Genomic DNA, 21,983 nt, shown 5'->3' on the forward strand with positions numbered 1-21,983 from the left:
TATTGTTTCCTCCTCTTAAAAATGTTTTATTCCCTGAAGCCATACACGACCATTTTTATCATTGTCACCATACAGTGGATCTGTCAATCGCCATGCAAAATCAAGGCGAAGGCTATAATCATTGCGCTTATTCCAAATGAATCCAAGGCCAGCTCCCGTAAGTACGGTTTTATTGGATGAGCTGTCATACGCATTTTCATTAATTACAACTCGTCCATTATCAATAAAAACAGCTAATTGAAAACTTGGTGTAGGCATATCAAAATGTAATTCACCAGTAATAATCGCTCCAGTATCCCCACCAGCATCTCCATTCGGGTAAGCTCTTACACCACTAGCTCCACCTAAAAACATTTTTTCTGAGGAATCTAGATTCTTACTAGCCTTTTGTGCACTTAGCAGCAAGTTATAACTTAACCGTTTAGCAATATATTTTTGACGTTGTATGTTTAAGTTCGTTTTAGCAAAATGGCCATTTGTTTTTGCATAATATGCATCATAAGTTAAAACACTTGCTGTGTTAATACTAAGATCCCCCAGCGAACTTGTCAGTGAAAAACTAGTTACGCCATTGCCTTTAGCATCAAATTTATTACCAATGATGCCAAAATTAAATATATTATCATTTTTATTATTTACATAGCTCTTGTCTGAATCATCCGCATCAGTTAGTGTAGCAATATGGTCGTCAAGTGTTTTGTGATCGTAGCCTGCACGTCCATACAGGTTAAAATTGCGGGAACGCACAATAGGTTGTGTATAATAAATCCCCCTCACATCAGCATCACCAGATGCCTGCAACGCCCTGAATGATCCACCTAAATAATAGTGCGTGCGGGCATATTTTACTCCAAGCTGCCCACCTTGTGTGCCAATTGGTTCCTGATAGGAAATGCCAGAATTTCGCAAGTTTGAGCCAGCATAAATTCCGGTTACGATTAGCTCATCACCTACGCCGCTGGCATTACGATACGTAATACCAATACTGGCACGCTCATTGCCAGTATAGCTATTTCCATAGTTATCTACCGATATTGCGCCAACAATTTTTTGTACATCCTTAATCTCTACAGTAAGATCCGTTGTGCCCTGTTTTTTACCTGGTGCAAGTTTCGCTTTTACATTAATTCCACTGGTGTCATTGAGTAGCAATAATGCCCGGTCCAGCACGTCCTTTTTAACATATTGACCGCTCTTGAGATTTTTCAAAAAGGCATTGACTTTCCCCTTGGACAATTCTGAATTGTTTTTCACATCAATATTACCGTACATCCCTACGACTACCCTAATCTCCACCGCTCCATTACGGATACTCTGCGCGGGGATATATGCGGCAGCTACAAGATATCCTTTATCATGGAAATACTTAGAAATACGCTCAGCCCGAGTATTCAACTCTTCCATTGTAAGGTCCTTACCTATTCCATCTTTTACAAGTGACAATAATACATCCTCACGATATAAATCCTGTCCGGTAATATGAATACTTGCAACGTGGATTTTCGGCCCCTGGTTCTCCTTTACTCCCTTGTTTTGTTTTGCATCGCTTTCCACATTTGGAGCAGTTTTCCCTGGTACTATTACTTCATTACGATTCTGTATAGTACCAATGGTTTCACCAGCATCAGGACGCGTCGCCGCAAAAGCTGGCAAGAATGACAATACAGAAAAGGCCGCGGTAAGAGCAATAGCTTTTTTACCATGTTTTGGCATTCTACTTAACATTTTCAACCCTCTTTCTTTATTTTTTACATATAAAATGATACCTTAAAGTAATTTTAATCTACTATGAATTTTCCGTAAATTTGATATATTAAGACAATGATGTAAAATATTAAGATCTTCATTTAATATTTTAGCGCAATTTTTTCTCCCATTTCTGGCTGTATGACCTGCTATAGTTTCTAGTCGCAAATATAAAAGAGTGAATTTCTAATGAAAATTCACTCTCTTGTATTTCAGCGATTCTTTATATAATATCTTCTCATATTACTCGTTTAGATTCAGTAAAAGTTCTCTTTATTTTCCTCAGGATTCCATCCATTTAATACGTGGTCAAAACTAAAATTCTGTGCATCTTTTTCACTAAGCAGTTGTCTAGTCAGACTTGTTCTTGCACCTGGCCCGTTACTGCCATATTCATAAAACCGGGAATCTTCTGGTCTAAATCCCGACATAGAACTCCAACCTTCAGCTGAAATATGATTGTCCATATAGCAATTAATGTAAGCAACTTCACTATTTACACCTGGCCTCCCTCCTGGATGCCAAGGTCTCCCTAAATTAACAGAGCCATCAGCAACCTCTATACCTTCTTTTTCTAAGCGGCTATTCATGATCAAAATACCATATTGCTCGTCTTCCTTGGTACTAGGAGCCGTTACATACCCACCCAACCGTGAAACTATGGTACAATTATTGAATACAGCCTGACCAGCACCAAAAATAAAATCAATATGACCGGATATATAACAATCAATAAAATATGATCGGCCAGCATCAACATAAAGTGTATCTTGGTAACCAGTCATTTTTACATTGCGAAAAACAGCTTTATCGCTTTGGTATTCCAGCTTTAAAGCCACGGCTTGTGTATCTTTAACCTTTGTTGGATCATCGCTCTCTTTATTTTGGTTCGCGACAAAATCAAATCCATTTTCAATAGTTATATTTTCAGCTCGAAAATTAGCCGCCCTGACAATAATCGTTCCACTGCCTGAAGTACCATACTTTGTCCCATTAGAACTCAGTGTACCAGAAGCCGCATCAAAAGTAAGTATGGTTTTATCTTTATTTTCTCCCAGGAAGGTAATAAAAGGTTTTTCCACTTTCAATTTTTCGTAATATCGTCCAATTTTGATATAAATCAAATAAGGCTTAATACCATCGGCAGGTGCATCATCCAATGCCTTTCCTATAGATTTATAGGTCTTTATGCCACCAACTTTCATACCGTCTACACCCTTATAGCTACTATCTGCTATAGCATTATAGTGTACGGAATCAGCCTGAACCATTACTACGTTCCCTATACCTACAAAAAAGATCATAAAAAAGCTGAACATTAAACTGACAGAAAATCTAATTTCCATCATTTCCCTCCTTACGTAAATGATTATGAAATAATGATGTTTTATTCTCTTACCATACTCCATTATCTTTGAATTAAAGTGCTATTTTCTTCTTGAATAATTCCTTCTCTAAATCCCGCCGTTATATCAATATTTGAAATTATCCCTTCAATATTTCTCACTTTCAGCCCATTAAGGGCAGCAGTTATTTTAATATTCCTTAATACTAAGTTCTTAACTGGACTTTCCGGCAACCCAACTATTACACCTGCATATTTTGCCGTCCCCGTAAGCCCGTCAATGCTAATGTCTTCAAAGAAAGGAGTAAATTCCATAATCGGCTGAGGTAAATCAACACCTGCTTCCGGGATTTTGGGATAATACATCGTAAGCAATATCCCTGTACCGACATCCGTCATCGTGATATTCGCATAATGGAGATTCTTAATTACACTGCCTCGATCCCTTGCCGATTTAATACGAATAGCGTTATCGGTATTCACAAACGAACAGTTAAAAGTATAAATATTCTGTACTCCCTTATAGGTCTCACTCCCTACTGAAAGTCCATGCCCATGATAGAAGGTACTATTAGTAATATATACATTTTGTGTAGGTGCTCGATGTGCCTTAATTGCAATATTATCATCACCAGTATCAATAATACAGCTATCAATATAGACATTACGACTGCCAGATGGATTAATACCATCTGTATTATAGGCTTTAGGAGGATTGAAAATACTTACATGGGAGACGATAACATTTTCACAATTCTTAGGAAGCACAGTCCATTCTGGTGAATTTCGCAAAGTCACATCTTTAATGATGATATTCTGAGATTGGAACAAATACATAAGGCATGTCCTAGACAGAGGATATGCCGTTCCTTTAGTTTTCTCAAAAGCATCCCACCAATCTTGTCCATTACCATCAATTGTACCTCCACCAAAAATGCCGAAATTGCGAGCATATTCCGAAGTAATAAAAGGTTGAGGCGAATCACCCTGCGGATAGTCGGCAGTATCTTCTAATTGAAGCGTATTTCCCTTTGGATAATTTGCATAAGGCAGGGCTTTTAGAACAGCAGAAGGTTCAATCTTCAAATATACATCCGATTTCAGAATGAGCGGTGAAGATAAAAAAGTACCATTCTTTAAAATAACAATACCACCGCCCATTTGCGCACACGCATCAATCGCTTGCTGAATAGCAGATCCATCATCAGTTATTCCATCCGCCTTTGCCCCGTTATTTCTTGGATCAATCGCATTCCTATTATCCGGCGTATCCTTAGAAATATAGGTTGACGGTACAGGAGGAATGTTGGAAACCCACGTTGGTAATGTTGTCTCTACATGAATCAATATCTTGCAGAGAAAAAGCAATGATACGGATAATAAAAAAATAAAAACTCTTTTTTTCATAATACAATCCTCCTGATACCAATTATATAAACAACTCACATTTCGATTTTATTATTCTCTTTTTAAATTTATAATTATGTTATAAAAGGAGCTACCTCCTATCAAGAAGGCGCCCCTTTTGCATCTTTTTATACTACACCGATAAGATCAATAATCAAATAAGTAATAGTTATCTTAATTTTGTTAAATACGATCAATAGATGCCATTGGGTTCCAACCTTCTAGAACCTTTTCTATTGTATATTCTTTTGCTTCCGCATCTGACAATACTCTTCTAGTATTACTTATTACTGCCCCAGGACCAGTACTGCCATATTCATACAGTCGGGCAGCAGCAGCGGTATTGTTACTCATATCAATCCATCCTACTGTTGAAATATGTTCCCCCATATAGCAGTTCTTATAAACAACTTGAGCACCTTGCCGCCAAGGTCTTCCTAAAAAAACCGTTCCCGGTTTTTTTATATTACTAATGAGTCTTGAATTCTCAATTAAGAACCCATATTTACTCTCCTGATCGGTCCCTGCAGCTGTTATATACCCATTATACTTCTTAGCGTCCCGTTCCAGAGACATGATATCAACATCTTCAAAGACGGCGCGAGCCATCCCATAAATAAAGTCTACATCACCAGCAATATAGCATTTGTAATAAAACTGTCTATTCGCTTTCCCAAAGCTGGCCAGTAAAGTATCCTGATGACTTAAAAAACTGCAGTTAACAAATAAGCTTCTATCAGCATCATTTCTTAAAGCTAAAGCCTGGCCATCCTTCAGACCTGGATACTCTAGCCGATCAAACGTATTCTCAAAGGTAATATTGATGCCTATAAAATCAGTAGCTAATGGATATATATTGACACTTGCCGCAAGCATCCCCCATTTAGTTCCATCCTCTTTCAAAGCGCCAGCTGGAAGATCGTACGTAATTTTTGTTTCTGCTGTATCCTCGCCAATCAAGGTAATATGCGGCCTGTCAATAATAAGTTTTTCCTTATAGGTTCCCTTTTTGATAAAAATAGTTTTCTGTGTATTATTTTCTTTATCGACACCATCAACAGCTGCCTGTACGGTTTTATACATCTTACGGCCATTTACCAACTTACCATCATTACCTTCATAATTGCTGTCAACAATACTATCGTATTGTTTGTTCTTAACTACAAAATTTTTACTAAGTCCAAATGCCGCATTCTGCCATCCAGTTTCAATAATATAGGATTTTAATCCTATATCTAACTTTTTAATTTCATCAATGACAAGTTTCGCCATAAGATGAGCACCATATTCCATAAAATGAGTATTATCACCAGCACCATTTGGATAATTTTCACTTTCGCCAGGGGCAACATTGAAGAATATCGGCTTGGTTCCCTCAATACCTAATGATTCAAACAACTCTTTACTAGACCTTTCCAAATCAATAACAGGAACATGCTCTTCAAGAGCCACTTCCTTCATTGCCGCAGTCCAGGCCGTATGGGTAGAATTGATTTTGCCATTTTCATCAAATCTTCTTCTTTCTACCGGTGTAACCAGAACAGGTACTGCATGATGCTGTCTTGCCCCCCAAATATACTGCTGAATATATCCTTTATATTCAGTACTAGGCTCGGTATATATCTTCCGCTCTGGATCCACTTTTATCGATTTTTCATCATTATGACCAAATTGAATCAACAGATAGTCTCCTGGTTGTATTTGATCTAATATCTGATTTAATCTTCCCTCATTGATAAAAGTTTTAGAACTCCGGCCGCCTTTAGCAAAGTTCTTAATTGTAACGTCTCCAGATAAAAACTTACTCAACATCTGACCCCAGCCAGCTTTTGGTGCTTGTTCCTTTGAATAAGTCATAACAGTTGAATCCCCCGCTAGATAAACTGTTATTGGCCTATTTGCAGCAAATGAAATTGAAATAGGATGCAGTATATTTATAGTCATCAAAACAATAATGAATGATAAAATAAACTTTTTTAACATTTCTTTCTTCCTTTATATAAGCAACTAATTTGAGTTAATCACACTATTTTCTTCTGCAACATACTCAGGGCCATTGGCAGCGTTTATAGTCGTTTGTGTTGTAGAAACCTGTGCATTCCTAATTGTCAATCCTCTAGGTGCATTAATCATTACATTGGTCAAAGTAACTCCTTGAATAGGGCTCTCCGGCAAGCCGACAATCGCACCTGCCTCTTTTACTGCTGTAGCTGTAATACCACTGATCGTGATATTTTGATATCGAGGTGTCCCGGAAATTATAGCCTGAGCTACATCTTCACCTGCAGGAGGAATCTTCGGATAATATCCTGCAATGACTATGGCCCGCCCTACATTCTTCATTGTAATATCAGAAAAATTAGCATTATTCACTAGCCCTCCGCGACCTCGTACTGACTTAATGCGAATGCCGGTTTCCGTGTCAGCAAATGTAATATTCTTTGCATAAACATTTTCTACTCCTTCTACAAAGTCACTGCCAATTGACAAACCATGTCCATGATAAAAGGTAGAATTTGTAATGTATATATTTTGGGTACTTCCATTACGCTGCCCTTTTATGGCAATGTTATCATCGCCAGTATCAATAGTACAACCGTCAATAAAAACATTATTACCAGAGGGATCTATACCATCAGTATTGTGAGAGTTTGCTGGATTATAAATTTTCACATTCGATATAACTACATTATCACTATTATGTGGAACCAATGTAAGTTGGGGCGAATTTTGTAAAGTAACATCCTTTACAATAATATCACTACAATCCGAAAAATCCAAAAGACTTGGACGCTTAATGGTATTGGGTATCTTTAATTTAGGTAGATCTTCTCCTTGCCATCCTTGCGTACGCCACCAATCTTGGCCATTGCCATCAATCGTTCCATTACCAAAAACACCAAAGTGGGATGCATTCTTTGCACCAACTAAGGCAGCGGGTTTTGATTGTGGCTTTATATTTTTGGGATAGTCTGCATAAGGTACAGCTTTAAGAACTGTAAGTGCTTCAATTTTGAGATAAACACCCGTTTTTAAAACAAGAGGAGACGACAAAAAGGTACCATTTTTTAGGACAACTATCCCGCCACCTTTTTGCGCACAACTATTAATCGCTTTTTGAATAGCTACAGCATCATCAGTAACACCGTCAGCCTTTGCCCCGTATGCCCTAGGATCAACTGCATTCGCATTTTCAGGACTATCTTTCGCAATAACAGTTGAAGGCAATGGTGGAATAATATCGATAGATGTATTGGCAGCTTTGCTAGGCAAGGTTCCATTTATTAGCAGCAAAGCTAAAAAGAAAACTAAAATTGTTTTTTTCACGATTATACTCCTCCCTATATCATTTCAAATTTGGAATAATGATTTATTTAGTTAAAAGCTTTATATTCTAGTCTAATGCCACAGCATGTGAACAATTCACCAATACCTTAGTTCTTACTAACTGTAGTATCTTTATCAAATGAAAGTCCTATCGAATTAGTAATGCTCCATGGGTTGGACTCAATATTTTCAAATATAACTTTAGTAAATGAACTATTCTTCATATAATTAATCTTTGCAGGTTTAACATTATATAATCTTAAATTCTCAAAATTAATATTCTCATGAAATCCATCACTTTCTCCATTCACTTCTATGACAGGAGCACCCGTAGTGTCCACCGTACAATTTTTTATAGTAATATTCTTAAACCGTCCAGGCGCAATTGCAGGTTCAAATTTGGCTACTGCATTCTCATCAGAATATATTGACGTAAAAATGAACGCTTGAAACTTGATATTTTTCAATGCATTATCCCTAAATAAGATATTTCTGGCTCCTCCCCCAATCGTATTACTGGTTTTACAGCGAAGACCTACCTCATTTTGATAGATAACATTATCTTCTGCCAGTATATTTTCAATCCAAGCAGCTGTATGACTTCCTGCTACAATAGCTCCATGCCCATGTCTAAAATAATTATTAAATATCCAGGCATTTTTAGTAGCTTCTCCCTTCTGTCCGATAGCCCCCTGCCCGGCGGCAAAATTTACGCCATCATCACCTGTATCGAAGAAACTATTAAATATCGTTAGACCATTATTATTGATTAATTCGATTCCATCTCCATTATTAGCATTATAAGTTTGCATAATTATTCCATTGACTGTGACGTTCTTACAGTTTATATTGATCAATCCATGATTCGCTGGGTTTCTCATGGTAAAACCACCATAATAAACATTAGTAACACCTCTAAGGGTAACCATACTTGGTCTTCTAGGATACGCAGCTTTAAAATCCATATTACCGAATTCCATTGCCTTTTCAACACTAGTTTTTGCCAGCATGCCAATATTTAAAGTATGATTAGGGGCAAGAACATTATTTTTACTACTATTTTTAGCTTTATAATATACAGGTAATGAAGGATCTTCCTTGTCAAAACCTTCCTGTGCCCACCCATTGCCATCAATTATACCTTCACCGACAATTCTTATATTAGAAATACTGCCATTATCATAGGTATGGGCATTGATCATTGAATAAAAACGTTCATCTGTAGAATAACTATACAGCAAATAATGATAAGGGTATTCATCAGCATTTTCTGTTGCAAGTAAAGTCGCACCCTTACTAATCTCAAGAGTCATGTCACTTTTTAACCAAATAGCACCCGTTTTAAATATTCCAGCAGGTATTAAAACTTTCCCTCCCGTAGTACAAGCATCAATTGTTGCTTGAATAGCCTTGGTATTTGATGTAACTCCATCTCCCACGGCTCCATAGTCAACTATATTAAATACCTTAGGAATATTCATTGTGGTTTGAGTCACCCGAATACTATCTTTTGATTCTTTCCCCTCTTTATTGACTGCTCTTACTGTAAAAGTATATGACGTCTTTGCTTTAAGACCGGTAACCATGTAATTATGCATCGAGATTTTTTGCGCTGCACGATTGCTAGGGTCCTCATAAAATTTGTCAATATTGGTTTTTGCCAATGAGTGATTATTTTCATTTGCATTACCGATTAGTTTTCCATTCATATAAACATTGTAGTTTACAATATCAGAATAATTCCTTGGTTTTTCCCATACCAATGTAATACTTTTCTCATCGTATGCCAGGGTTGGAACTCTCAAATTTTGAGGTGGCATGACAGTGGCCGCATAAGCTTTCGGCATGCATTCTTCCAAGCCATAAATCTGACAGAACATCAACAAAAACATCAGTATTACTATCTTTGCTCTCTTCATGTCGCAACCATCTCCCTAATATCATCTTATCCCTGAGTAGCCTGTATAGTTATTTGCGACATAACTATTAATATTTCTTCAGCTATCCCTTTAGGCTCACTGATTTTCACATTGGTCAGTCAAACAGACCTTAGCTGAACCCTTGCTATAATACTCTTGAACAAAACGCTTGTTATAAACCCTTAGTGCACTCTTGGGTTTAGCCACGAGTCCAGCCATTGGAATGCTTCTTCCTGTTCTTCTCTTACAAAGAGATGCCCCAAGGAAGGCCATATTTTTGTTTTCAGTTTATCATCTGCTCTTTGCGACTGCCAAACTTGATGCATTTGCCTATAAGCTTCTTTTACTGAATCTATTGGAAAAAGCTCATCAGCATCTCCATTATAAAAAAGCATTGGTTTTGGAGCAGCAATACTTGCAACATCAGGATAATCCAGATAATTGACTACTCCTGGAATCATCGTATAAAACGAGGACTGGCCCCGTAACATATTATTGCCGGGAACCATCACACTTTTTGTTGTTGTCATCCAACAAACTGCCACACCGACCTTTATCGAATCCGCTAAAGCGGCTACTTGCCAAGCTCTATAGGCCCCCATCGAAAACCCCATAGCTCCAACTCTTGATTTATCGACCTCGGGTAAAGATGCAAGAAAATCAGCTGACCGTATATCTTCATAAGCCACAAGACCAGCAAGAGATGTTCCCATACTCAATAAATTACTAGCCAGCGCTTGCTGACTTTCATATTTGATCCCTCCTCTATCGCCCCATCCTAGTGCATCTACAGCCAATACAACATATCCATGAGCAGCTAGCTCATTACCAATAAAACGTCCGCTAAAATATTTATCTGACCAAGACTTTGCTGACCTACTCTTTACTTCATCCCCCCATGGTGCAATCATTTTTTCTTTACCAATATCAAATTTAGCACCATGGTCATGCAAAAGAAGGACGGCAGGAAATGGTCCTTTGCCTTTTGGTACTAGCATAAGAGCTAAAACACGACTTTCTGCCGAAATATTGAAAGCTACCTTTCTAGCTATGTAAGAACCTTGATCTTGTTCATCAATCACCCGTGGAGTAAATGGAGTACAATCTGGAAAAGCTAAAATTTGTTCCATAACTTTATTTCTTGCCGTCTTTCTCCAGATATTAAAATTTGTATATTTGCCAGAATTCCACGACAATGGAAATGTTAATTTATCCTTTAAACGCTGATAAAAGACAGGTAAATTATTCCTATCTATACCTAAAACCTGATATCCACCTACTGAAGCTTGAGATGTATCGGCATGTACTACTGATGGGCAAACAACGAACAACCCCATCAAGCATATCCTCCAAAATATTACTTTGACTTTTCCCACGGACAAACCCTCTCTTTCATAAGATTGGTTTTATGCTCCCGACCACTCATTTTGAGAAAGAATGTCTGATTTAGATATATTTTACTATATTAACTCCTTATACTCGACCTATTGGTTCAATCTTAAATTAATATTAGATCTCTGTAAATTAAAGATATTAAGATAAACCTTTAATATTTATAGAGATGATCTTATTCTTCCATGCCAATCAAATTTATATCTTATTTTTAAATTCAAGGGGTGGAACTCCAGTATATTTTTTAAAACAGACACTAAAATATTCAGGACTGCTATATCCCACCTCTTCAGCTACTTCATAGGTTTTCATATCATTTAATCGCAAGAGCTCCATCGCTTTTTTCATCCGTATATGCAATAAAAATTCTGAAAAAGTAATCCTCTTTTCCTGCTTAAATAAGGCACTCAAATACACTGGATTGATATGGACATGCTTAGCTACTTCCTGCAATGAAAGTCCCTGCTTGTTATAATGCTCTTCAATGTACTTTGCGGCCTCTCCGATTATCCCGTACCTATGATTTTCACGTTGATTCGTCATGAATTCAACAAGCTCACATACAATTGTTCGAATTAAATCCATAATTTCTTTAATGGTTTGCATTTCATTAATCCGGTTATAAATAATAGTCACATTGGCTTGCTGTGTCTTCTCCCATTCTCGCGCCCACTCAGCCGCACCGCTAAACAAAGATATTATAATTTGTACGCTAAAAAGTCGAACATGATACAGAGATATATATTTTTGCTGCATCATCACATATTCAAGATCATTTATAACACCTAATGCATCATTTAACAAACCAAGCTTAATATGATTTACAAGTTCATATGCTTTCCCTTCAATCTGTATATTATGATCATTAGTTGGCGAAAAGCCAATATCAGCAAGAGAATATACTTTATCTTTACCAATGACGTGACGAAAACGGAGCAACGATCGCGCTTCCTGATAAGAAAACCTAATACAGGAAATCCCCTGATGAACACCACCAATAGCAATAGTTGCCGTTGTTTTCAAATATGCTTTTACTGTATTTTGGATCTCTTCGGCAAAATTGCGAGCATTTTGTTCTGCTTCATTAAGGGTTTCATCGCTAGAATAGAGTAAAATAAGCTCATCTTGCTCTAATTCAACAACTCCTCCCTTTCTCCGAGTATATACTAATTCCTCACATATGTTAAAAACACAATATTTTAAAGCTTTCTTTAATTCGCTATATTCTGCCATCTTCATTGCTTCTTTATAGTACTCATCTACTTTTATTAAGAAAACAATAAAAGTGTTCCCTGTCAATTGAATACCTAATGACATAGCATTCTGCAATAATTCTTCTTCTTCTTCCTTTTGTTGACATTCTATGATTTTTGTTAATAATGCCTTCCTAAGAAACGGCTTGGCTTCCCTTATTTTTTGTTGTGCTGTATGTTCTTCATCCCATTCCACAGCAGCATTTTTCACTTTTTCAAGTAACAATTCTTTATCTACTGGCTTTAATAAATAATCAAACGCTTTTATCTTTATAGCCTGCTGTGCATATGTAAAATCATTATATCCTGTTAAAAGAATTAATTTAATCATTGGATACCGTTCCTTAACAATACGTGCCATATCCAAACCGTCCATAAATGGCATCCTAATGTCCGATATTACTATATGAGGATGCCATTCATCAATTAATTTGAGCCCCTGCTCACCATCAGCAGCCTCTCCTCCAAGTTGAAATCCATATTTCTCCCAGGGAATTGTCTTAGCCAACCCTTTGCGGATAATGCGGTCATCATCAATAATTAAAATCCTATGCATTTTGTTCATCCTCCAATTGTTTCATCGGAATAATAATCTTTATTATAGTTCCTTCATTCAATTCACTAGCTATCTTCAATCCAGCTTCTTTGCCATAGTGAAGTTGGAGTCGCTCATGAACACTGCGTACACCAAGTCCACCCTTTCCTAACGAAAAATTTCTATTCTCTAGACATTTATAAACTTCCTCTAGTCGTTCACTATTCATTCCAAGTCCGTTATCCTGTACTTCAAAATATAAAAAACCATCTTTTCGATAGCCATTGACCCCAATCCAGCCAATTCCTCTTTTTTGCTTCACACCATGATAAATTGCATTTTCTACCAACGGTTGTAGCGTTAATTTCACAATACTATATGATAAAATATCATCACTTACGTTGATCTCATAAGAAAATGTATCCCCATATCTCATTTCTTGAATAAATAGATAATTACGAATGTGCGAAAGTTCTTCTTCAATGCTGATAATTTCTTTACCACAGCTAATACTTATACGAAAAAAGTTAGCTAATGCAGTAATCATCGCACTTGCATCTTCATTTAATTCCATATCGCATAAGCCTTTAATGGAGTATAGTGTATTATACAAAAAATGCGGATGAATTTGTGTTTGCATTACTGAAAACTCTAGTTGTCTTTTAGTTTCCTGTTCCATTTTAATTTGATCCAGCAAAACCTTTACTCGCTCGACCAAGTCTTTGACGCCTTGATTTAAAATCCCTATTTCATTGAGTGGATGAATATCAGAAACAAAATCTATATTCTCACCTTGTATGTGTTTCATATTATCTGCTAATGCTGAAATAGGTCTTGTTATAAAAATCGCTAAGATATTTGTCAAAACCACAGCAACGACGATCAATAAAATGATTAATGATAGTGTAATATATTTTATATACTTAGCCCGATCAAGAACTTCGTCTTGCGTAAACACAGCTACGAGTTTCCACTGATTCGTCGGCAATGTATCATAAATAAGAACCATATTCTTACCTTGGGAGCTTTTAAATTCAAGCTTTCCTTCTTTTTCCTTACGTTGTTGTAATTGTTTTATTACTTCACTATTTATCTGATATTCATTATTAATTTTTTTAAAAGTCATCATTCCATCGTTGCTGACTAACATTAAGTATCCACTTTTACTAAGTAAGGAGCTGCTAAAGACTTTTTCAAAAAAATCATATCGTAAACTAAATAAAATTAATCCGTTAATCTTTGCATTTTCCCGCCCAAAAAGTTTTAGAATACTTACATTCTCTTCACTTTTTACATCCTCATGGCTAAAATTGCCCCAATATATATCATATGGATTATCTTTAAATGATTTACGGTATTGCCGAAAAGTAAGTTTGCTTATGGAACTAGGATCATCCCCTCTGAAAAAAATAAACTTATCATCATGGAAATTAATATAAATGGAATCAATCAATGTTCCATTAACAGAACGAATTGTATTAACATGAGACTGTACCCTTAAATAGTCTTCAGGAGTAATATCTTCAGGATCTTTATTAATGATGGAAAGAATATCAGGATGATCTGATAATTCCGCTAATTGCTGCAATGCATCTGCAAACCGATTATCAAGATAGTTTCTTGTTTGAAAAACTATCGTTTTAATATTACTGTATGCATTTTCCTCAATTTGCATAGCAGCCACTAAATAAGATGCCATACCTGTTATGAAAATAAACAAAATTATAATTGGCATATAAAAGCTTAAAATCGTAGATTTTAAAGAATAAAGAAACTTTTGTGCAACTATATCCTTCAACCCTCTAACTGATATCTCTATCTTTTTCAAGTCCAGCCCCTTTCCTGTCATAAAATTCGGACTATTCGACCTAGATATTAATAGTACGTAATCAAATGAAAGTATGGAATACAAACTATTTACTATAATTCTGTCAAACTCAATACCTGCATTAGAACCTTACATCTTTTAAGAGTAATATCATACCTTCTTGGCTATCTATTAGTTGCAACTTATTCTGCTCGGATATTGGCAGATTCAAATATCTTCTTTTTTGTATAATAAAATATATTCTACCGGAATCCTTTGCAACTAAATCAGCAAACTGCTCCCGGCTTTTCATCTCCATATTAGGAATTCCAATATAATACATGAATCCAGGGCGATAAAATTTTGCTACATACAAAGAGGCTTCTCCATCATAATGCTTTTGAAATTTCGGCACAAAGTCTTTAACAGAAAAGAATGGAACCGCTGCTGGAAATAGCTGTGTCATCAAAACCGCTACAAAAGCGACCATACCAACAACTAAAACACCAAAGAAACCCATATATTCTTCCCATTGAATCATAACCCAAGTTCCTATTAATACGATGGCAAAAACAATTCCAGTTGAAATCATACCATTCGTAAAAATTGGTGCTAAATCAGATACTATAGTAAAAAGACCCATTTCTAACAAACTAATAAACAGCATCATGATCAACGCTGCTTTTTTTAATGTGCCTAGAATATTTTCGGTAATACATTTGTCAATGTACCATCCCATTATCAGTGCAAGAGGCGGGTACATAGGTAAAATATAGGAAACTAATTTTGTTTGTGACAATGTAAAGAAACCAAGCACAACACTCGCCCATATTATCAAAAAGAGAAGTGTCTCACGTTTCGGATCATTCTGACTCCGTAATGCTGCCCAAACTGATTGAACAAGGAATATTGTCCAGGGAAAGAAACCGATCGCCAAAACAGGAATATAATAATACCAAAGTGTTCCATTGGGATGTTCGGGCTGAAGAAATCGAGCTATGTTATGATAGCCTAAAAACGTACTAATAAAATCCATGCCATGAAAATAATACATTATAAAATACCAAGGTAAAGAGACCAGTAATAACAAGAATCCTTCCCTAAATATTTTCATGTATTTTAATCTTATTAATCTTCCCGTCATAATTAAATGAATTACAATAATGATTATCGGCAATACAATACCAATTGGTCCTTTAGTAAGGATCGCAAGTCCAGCAGAGATATAAGTAATATAATATTTTTCCTTCAAGTAATACAGCAAAGATGCTGTTAGAAAAAAATTCAGCGTCATATCAGTTACTGCAGCCTTGCCTAGATAGAAATACTCAATGCTCGTTGCTGCTATTAAAGCAGCAATCCATCCCGCTCGATTATTAAAAATTGATTTTCCCTCAAAGTACATTAGTAAAGTGCCACATACTGCAAAAAAAGCCGAAGGAAACCTGGCTGCGAATTCATTTTGCCCAAAGAACTTAAATGAGATAGCCACAAGCCAATAATACATAGGCGGTTTATCGTACCAAAAATTACCATAAATCCGTGGCGATATCAGATCCTTTGCTGCAATCATCTCTCTTGCCGTTTGTGCATAAACCGGTTCATCCGGATCAAACAAGGGCAGTTCCCCTAAGTGAAAGAACATAATAAATCCAGCAATAACAATGATAGTAGCAATTTCAAACCATTCTTTTTTATTCATAACCCCTCCATTCTTTTCCCTTTATCTTACACCAGATTCATTGGAAAACTATATGTAACATAAAAATAATTTTTCATGTTACATATAGCACAAAAGAAGCAGTTCCATCCTGCTTCTTTAATAATTCTCAATACCATGCAGTTTATTAGCGTGAATACTCGGTTACTTTATTTCTAGTTTCCTTACTCATATAAAGTGCCTTATCAGCACTAACTAGCAATTCATCTACAGAATCACCATTTTTAGGATAGGCTGCAATGCCAATACTTACGGTACAACCACTTAATTTCTTGGCACACTGCAAGCGTATCTCTTCCGCATAAGAAATAACCATCGCATCTGAGACATTCCGCAAAATAATCGCAAATTCATCTCCACCAAACCGAAATAAGGATCGAAATCCTACAACGGATTGTGCGATAGCTGTAAATTCTTTTAGAATATCATCACCAGCTAAATGACCAGAAATATCATTCTGTTGCTTAAAATTATCCAGATCTAATATCATAACGCCTAATGTAGTAAGAGCTCCAGCTTGCAGCTCTCCTCTTAGTAATTCCACTGTTTTATCAAAAGATCTGCGATTATAAGCGCCAGTCAAAGCGTCAATATCTGCTGCTCCTTTTAAGTTCATATGAACTTCTTCTAATTTTCGAATTGTATCATTATAGCTTTGAATCATTCCAGCAAACTCAGCTGCATAACCAGATGAGGATATTTTTTTATAGCTTCCTGTTCTTACAGAACCAAAAGCTTCAATCAACGTCTCAAAAGGCTTCATATAGCGTTTCACTGTATAGGTGGCAATAATAACAACCAGGAAAATGGTAAATATCCCAACTGCAAAGATTTGATAAAGCATCATATTGCGATACTGTGTTACCTCTGCTGTAGGTGTACTGACAATGACATGCCAGCCTAGTTCCGGCACCTTGCTATACCCGATATAATGTTCAAATCCAGAATAGTTATCTATGATAACCGAACCTGTTGCTCCTTGCAGATTCGCAACGATTGCACCTTTCTTACCAATGCGCTCTTGATCAGAGTGATACACGATAATCCCTCGCTGATCAGTAATTGCGATATATCCGTTACGACCAAAGGTTTTATTATCAAACATCATTGCTAAATTATTCTCATGCAGCCACACTGTCCCGACAACTACACCGGCTATCATACCATCCTCAATAATAGGAACTGAAATGGCTACCACTTCACGTCCTTTTACACTTTTATACACGCCGCTGATAAATGTTTCTCCCTTTATAGCATGCAGAAAGTAATCTCTTTGTGCTAAATTAATCCCTAATGCTTTTTCAGGCTGGCTGGACAAAGAAATATTCCCTTCTTTATCAATGATTAGTATCACGTTTACCTCAGGAATTACTGCATTAATTTTGTCAAGAAGCTCCTTATTATTTCTAATGCTAGAGTCCGATGCAATAATTGCAAGGGAGCTCTCAATATTTTTAAAGTATGAGAGCAATTGTTCACTAAGATTATTTGCAGCTTTCTCATTGGTCGCCAATAATAAAGAATTGGTATTCGCAAGGAAAAAACGATCAAAAGCAACAAATTGAATAAAACTACTAATAATGACCAATGAGCAGAGTAATAGTATGAATTTATGCAAAAATCGCATTGAATCGGATCCTCCTCTCAATAATCACATTATTGAAGACAATATTCTGCTTTTTTCATTAAAAACCTGCTATTATGATGATCCTGCTGCAATGGTAAAATCTAGGTCAATAAAATATCCTTAAAAAAATAGCGTCAGCAAAATTTTGCTACGCTATTTTTTATCAAACTAACAATACATCTTTTTCTTTAATTTGCTGTATTCACTTTGTACATAACCTTCTGCCCAATCCTGATCTTCAATGTTCTCCACTTTCACAGCACAGTATTTATATTCCGGCGTAAAAGAAATCGGATCGAGATGATCAATTGTCAATTCATTACAAGCACCAATCCACCAATGATATGTCATATACACAGCACCTGTATTGACTCGTTCAGTCGAAAGTGCCCTTGCCATGACCTTCCCGCGTCGTGATGATACCCACACCAATTCCTGATCATTAATATTCAATGCTGCAAGATCAGCAGGGCTCATTTGTATATAACCTGGCTCATCTGCTAAAACCTGCAGAGCAGCACAATTTCCTGTCATTGTCCGAACTGAATAATGGCCAATTTCTCTTACTGTACATAATACTAATGGATATTTTTTATCAGGTATTTCTTTCGGTGTACGGTATTCCGATGCGAAGAGAAGTCCCTTTCCGCTTGGGGTATCAAATTTATTTCCCTCATAAAGATATTTTGTCCCCACGGAGTCTTCACTGGTACAAGGCCATTGGATGCTTCCCAGCTCCTCCAGCCGTTTATAGGTGACCCCAGCATAGATAGGGCATAACGTTCGTAGCTCTTCCCAAATTTCTTCCGTTTTACTATATTTCATAGGATATCCCATAGCAGTAGACATCAACGAAATGATTTCCCAATCCGGCTTCACATCGCCTTTCGGCTCAATTGCCTTATTGAATTTCTGAAAGCCTCTATCTGCAGAAGAATATACGCCTTCATGCTCTCCCCAAGAGGTGGCCGGAAAAATAACATCTGCATGCAATGCTGTTTTATTCATAAAAATATCCTGAACAATAACAAGTTCCATACTAGCCAGGGCTTCCCGCACACCTGCGGCATCAGGATCGCTTTGTACAGGATCTTCACCAAAAATATAATACGCTTTCACTTTTCCTTCTTTTGCTAGATGAGGAACTTCCGTCAGACGGTAACCAGGTTTTGCTGGTAAGGCTACACCCCAAGACTTTTCAAATTTACCTCGAATTGCGTCATCTTCCACAGATTGATAACCTGGAAATAAGTTAGGCAATGCCCCATGATCACAGGCTCCTTGTACATTATTCTGCCCCCGCACGGGACCTACGCCTACATTCGGGCGGCCTAGATTTCCTGTCAGCAAGGCTAGTGAGGACAGTCCTTTTACAACATCTACGGCTTGACCAAATTGAGTAACTCCCATTCCCCAGAGAATTGTAGCACTTGGAGCTTTAGCATAGGTCCGTATGGCCTCTCGAATATCTTTTGCAGGTATTCCTGTAATGCTTTCTGCATATTCCGGCGTATATTTTGCAACCGTTTTTTTATATTCAGCAAAACCTTCTGTAAAATTTTCCACATACTGTTTGTTGTATAGTCCTTCCTCAATCAAGACATTTCCAAAGGCATTTACTAAAGCCATATTCGTACCATTCTTAATAGGCAGCCATAAATCAGCAATTTTAGCCTGCTCCGTAAAGCGAGGATCGGTAACAATCACTTTTGCCCCTTTTTCTTTGGCCTTAATAATGCGCCGGGCAACAATCGGATGAGATTCTGCTGCATTATACCCAAAAATAAAGACACATTTCGTATCTTCAATTTCAGGAATGGAATTGGACATTGCCCCATTTCCCAAAGTAGCTTGCAAACCTGACACCGAAGATCCATGACATACACGGGCACAATGGTCAATATTATTGCTTCCTAAAGCTGCCCTCACGAATTTTTGCATAATATAATTGGCTTCGTTTCCGGGACCACGAGCCGATCCCGTAGCCATAATTGCATCAGCACCATATTTATCTTTAATCGCCTGCAGCCTGGTTGCTGCGAACTCAATTGCCTCTTCCCAGGATACTTCTTCAAATTCATCGGTACGCTTACGCCGTAACAGCGGTTTCATTAAGCGCGCTGTAAGACGTTTTGAATTCTTAAGAAAATCCCAGCCATAATATCCTTTTAAACATAATTCACTTTCATTTGTACGGCCATTGCCAGGTTCGGCACCTATGACTTCCCCATTTTCTACTGTTAAATAAATTTGACAGCCACTGCCGCAATAAGGACATATTGTTAATACTTTATTAGCCACTTGACACCCTCCATTTTCCTATTATCTATTGCTCATCACGCCAAGAGCTGCTCGTTTGCGTCTGTTTTGCATCTGCTCTGCCATTTTAGAGCCACGAACTTCGTAAAGAGCCTTTGTTGGGCAAACTTTAATACAGGAGGGACCCTCGTCTTGTTTGCGGCACAAATCACACTTTAGTGCTTCCACTTTACTTTCACCTTGTGCAGGTGCTGCAGTGAGCACTAAATCCATTGCACCATAAGGACACGCCATCAAACAGGCCTTACAGCCGATGCATCTTCCTTGAATCACTTGCACAGACTGATCTTGCTGCACAATCGCTTGAGCCGTACAAGCCTTAGCACAGGGTGCATCTTCACATTGGTGACACTGAATCGGCGTAGTCACCTTTGCTGTCTTGACCACTCTTAATCGTGGTGAAAAATTTTCTACTGTCAGCTTGTCTAAGAGTTGCTCCTTTTGATGCGCCATTACACAGGCAACTTCACATGTACGGCAGCCAATGCATTTCCCTGGGTCTGCTATTACAAAGTCATTCATATTCCTACCTCCTAAATCTTCATAATATTTGACTTGCCTCTAACCGCCCACTCTAACCATCGGACGTCTTACTGAAGCTTGATCTTTGTAACTTAAAGAATGCTGCAAATGTTTGCTTCTTAAAGTGTTAGTAAATAAACGATAGATTTCCTCATCATCACACCCCTTACGCAGCAGGGACTTAATATCCGTTTCTTGGTTTGACAATAAACAGGACTTAATTTTCCCATCCGCAGTCAATCGAATTCGATTGCAGCTATTGCAAAATTGTTCGGACATTGGCGTGATAAAACCAAATACCCCTTGTGCACCTGGTAAGCGATAATATCTGGCTGGTCCATTGCCCTCAATGTTCATAACAGGCTCTAAAACGCCTTGTCCTTGGAACTCAATTTTGCTTTTCACAATAGCAATACTAATTTTTTGCCCCATGTTTTTCTCCCCAATGGGCATATATTCAATAAAACGGATGGCAATAGGATGCTGATACACTTGAGTAATAAAGTAGGAAAGATCAGAATCGCATAACGCTTCTGTCACTACAACATTTAGTTTGACAGGATTTAGACCAGCTTCTAATGCACTTTTTACACCAGCAAGCACCTGCTTTAATTGCCCTTGACCAGTAATATGGGCAAAACGTATGAAATTGGTCGTATCCATACTGATATTGATTCGGTCTAAACCAGCTTGTTTTAATCGCAGGGCCATATGGCCCTGACTTAATAAACTACCATTTGTCGTCATGGAAAGATCCTTAATGGTATCAAGCTTACGTATCTGACGAATAAAATCAACAATACCCCTGCGCAGCAGTGGTTCTCCCCCCGTAATTCGAATTTTGCTGATACCATGCTGACCAAGGACAGTAATAATACGCAGCAGCTCTTCATAAGACAATATTTCCTGAGAATCCAGCAGCTGTATTCCTTGCGGCGGCATGCAATATCTACAGCGAAAATTACAGCGATCTGTTACTGAAATTCTAAGATAATCTATGACACGTTTATACCCGTCTAGCATTTCTTCACCTGCCCTACTCATACTTGTTCATGTTTAATTAT

Annotated in this window: 14 protein-coding genes; all 14 read right to left on the reverse strand. The window is 37.3% G+C overall.

Annotation, left to right across the window (positions count from 1 at the left end; all coding sequences use genetic code 11):
• Positions 1 to 15: 15 nt before the first annotated feature.
• The 14 genes from BMZ99_RS09440 to moaA all read right to left on the reverse strand — a co-directional run bounded on the left by BMZ99_RS09440 (position 16) and on the right by moaA (position 21,963).
• Complete coding sequence (locus BMZ99_RS09440) at positions 16 to 1,725, reverse strand: ShlB/FhaC/HecB family hemolysin secretion/activation protein (protein WP_090935838.1); 1,710 nt, start codon at positions 1,723 to 1,725, stop codon at positions 16 to 18.
• 278 nt (positions 1,726 to 2,003) lie between these two features.
• Positions 2,004 to 3,095, reverse strand: a complete 1,092-nt coding sequence (locus tag BMZ99_RS09445) for a pectinesterase family protein (protein WP_175490518.1) — start codon at positions 3,093 to 3,095, stop codon at positions 2,004 to 2,006.
• Between the two features lie 59 nt (positions 3,096 to 3,154).
• The gene (locus BMZ99_RS09450) at positions 3,155 to 4,498 is read right to left on the reverse strand and encodes a glycoside hydrolase family 28 protein (protein ID WP_090935846.1); all 1,344 of its coding nucleotides are present in this window, start codon (positions 4,496 to 4,498) and stop codon (positions 3,155 to 3,157) included.
• Between the two features lie 183 nt (positions 4,499 to 4,681).
• The gene (locus BMZ99_RS09455; RefSeq protein ID WP_090935849.1) at positions 4,682 to 6,481 is read right to left on the reverse strand and encodes a pectinesterase family protein; all 1,800 of its coding nucleotides are present in this window, start codon (positions 6,479 to 6,481) and stop codon (positions 4,682 to 4,684) included.
• Positions 6,482 to 6,505: 24 nt separating this feature from the next.
• The gene (locus BMZ99_RS09460; protein WP_175490520.1) at positions 6,506 to 7,825 is read right to left on the reverse strand and encodes a glycoside hydrolase family 28 protein; all 1,320 of its coding nucleotides are present in this window, start codon (positions 7,823 to 7,825) and stop codon (positions 6,506 to 6,508) included.
• Between the two features lie 107 nt (positions 7,826 to 7,932).
• Positions 7,933 to 9,744: a glycosyl hydrolase family 28 protein gene (locus BMZ99_RS09465; protein WP_090935855.1), complete on the reverse strand. Its 1,812-nt coding sequence runs from the start codon at positions 9,742 to 9,744 to the stop codon at positions 7,933 to 7,935.
• A 182-nt stretch (positions 9,745 to 9,926) separates the two neighbouring features.
• On the reverse strand, positions 9,927 to 11,081 hold the full coding sequence (locus BMZ99_RS09470) for a dienelactone hydrolase family protein (RefSeq protein WP_090935858.1): 1,155 nt from the start codon (positions 11,079 to 11,081) through the stop codon (positions 9,927 to 9,929).
• A 253-nt stretch (positions 11,082 to 11,334) separates the two neighbouring features.
• Positions 11,335 to 12,945 (reverse strand): response regulator, encoded by a 1,611-nt coding sequence (locus BMZ99_RS09475; protein ID WP_090935861.1) that lies wholly within the window; start codon positions 12,943 to 12,945, stop codon positions 11,335 to 11,337.
• Positions 12,938 to 14,752, reverse strand: a complete 1,815-nt coding sequence (locus tag BMZ99_RS09480) for a sensor histidine kinase (RefSeq protein WP_245754895.1) — start codon at positions 14,750 to 14,752, stop codon at positions 12,938 to 12,940. The genes BMZ99_RS09475 and BMZ99_RS09480 overlap by 8 nt, the downstream gene beginning before the upstream one ends.
• Before the next feature lie 121 nt (positions 14,753 to 14,873).
• Positions 14,874 to 16,433 (reverse strand): ArnT family glycosyltransferase, encoded by a 1,560-nt coding sequence (locus BMZ99_RS09485; RefSeq protein WP_090935867.1) that lies wholly within the window; start codon positions 16,431 to 16,433, stop codon positions 14,874 to 14,876.
• A 145-nt stretch (positions 16,434 to 16,578) separates the two neighbouring features.
• Complete coding sequence (locus BMZ99_RS09490) at positions 16,579 to 18,078, reverse strand: sensor domain-containing diguanylate cyclase (RefSeq protein WP_090935870.1); 1,500 nt, start codon at positions 18,076 to 18,078, stop codon at positions 16,579 to 16,581.
• Positions 18,079 to 18,246: 168 nt separating this feature from the next.
• Positions 18,247 to 20,379, reverse strand: a complete 2,133-nt coding sequence (gene fdhF / locus BMZ99_RS09495; RefSeq protein ID WP_090935873.1) for a formate dehydrogenase subunit alpha — start codon at positions 20,377 to 20,379, stop codon at positions 18,247 to 18,249.
• A 21-nt stretch (positions 20,380 to 20,400) separates the two neighbouring features.
• Positions 20,401 to 20,919 carry a 4Fe-4S dicluster domain-containing protein gene (locus BMZ99_RS09500; RefSeq protein ID WP_090935876.1) on the reverse strand — a complete coding sequence of 173 codons (519 nt, stop codon included), beginning with the start codon at positions 20,917 to 20,919 and terminating at the stop codon, positions 20,401 to 20,403.
• Between the two features lie 39 nt (positions 20,920 to 20,958).
• A complete protein-coding gene (gene moaA / locus BMZ99_RS09505) occupies positions 20,959 to 21,963 on the reverse strand; it encodes a GTP 3',8-cyclase MoaA (protein ID WP_245754896.1) in 1,005 nt (334 codons plus the stop codon).
• Positions 21,964 to 21,983 lie beyond the last annotated feature (20 nt).

Source organism: Pelosinus propionicus DSM 13327, from assembly GCF_900114615.1.
Lineage (GTDB): Bacteria > Bacillota > Negativicutes > DSM-13327 > DSM-13327 > Pelosinus > Pelosinus propionicus.

Coding starts and splice junctions, on each gene's coding strand:
- BMZ99_RS09440 (WP_090935838.1), bottom strand. CDS start 1,725: ATGTTAAGTAGAATGCCAAAACATGGTAAAAAAGCTATTGCTCTTACC.
- BMZ99_RS09445 (WP_175490518.1), bottom strand. CDS start 3,095: ATGATGGAAATTAGATTTTCTGTCAGTTTAATGTTCAGCTTTTTTATG.
- BMZ99_RS09450 (WP_090935846.1), bottom strand. CDS start 4,498: ATGAAAAAAAGAGTTTTTATTTTTTTATTATCCGTATCATTGCTTTTT.
- BMZ99_RS09455 (WP_090935849.1), bottom strand. CDS start 6,481: ATGTTAAAAAAGTTTATTTTATCATTCATTATTGTTTTGATGACTATA.
- BMZ99_RS09465 (WP_090935855.1), bottom strand. CDS start 9,744: ATGAAGAGAGCAAAGATAGTAATACTGATGTTTTTGTTGATGTTCTGT.
- BMZ99_RS09470 (WP_090935858.1), bottom strand. CDS start 11,081: ATGGGGTTGTTCGTTGTTTGCCCATCAGTAGTACATGCCGATACATCT.
- BMZ99_RS09475 (WP_090935861.1), bottom strand. CDS start 12,945: ATGCATAGGATTTTAATTATTGATGATGACCGCATTATCCGCAAAGGG.
- BMZ99_RS09485 (WP_090935867.1), bottom strand. CDS start 16,433: ATGAATAAAAAAGAATGGTTTGAAATTGCTACTATCATTGTTATTGCT.
- BMZ99_RS09490 (WP_090935870.1), bottom strand. CDS start 18,078: ATGCGATTTTTGCATAAATTCATACTATTACTCTGCTCATTGGTCATT.
- BMZ99_RS09500 (WP_090935876.1), bottom strand. CDS start 20,919: ATGAATGACTTTGTAATAGCAGACCCAGGGAAATGCATTGGCTGCCGT.
- moaA (WP_245754896.1), bottom strand. CDS start 21,963: ATGAGTAGGGCAGGTGAAGAAATGCTAGACGGGTATAAACGTGTCATA.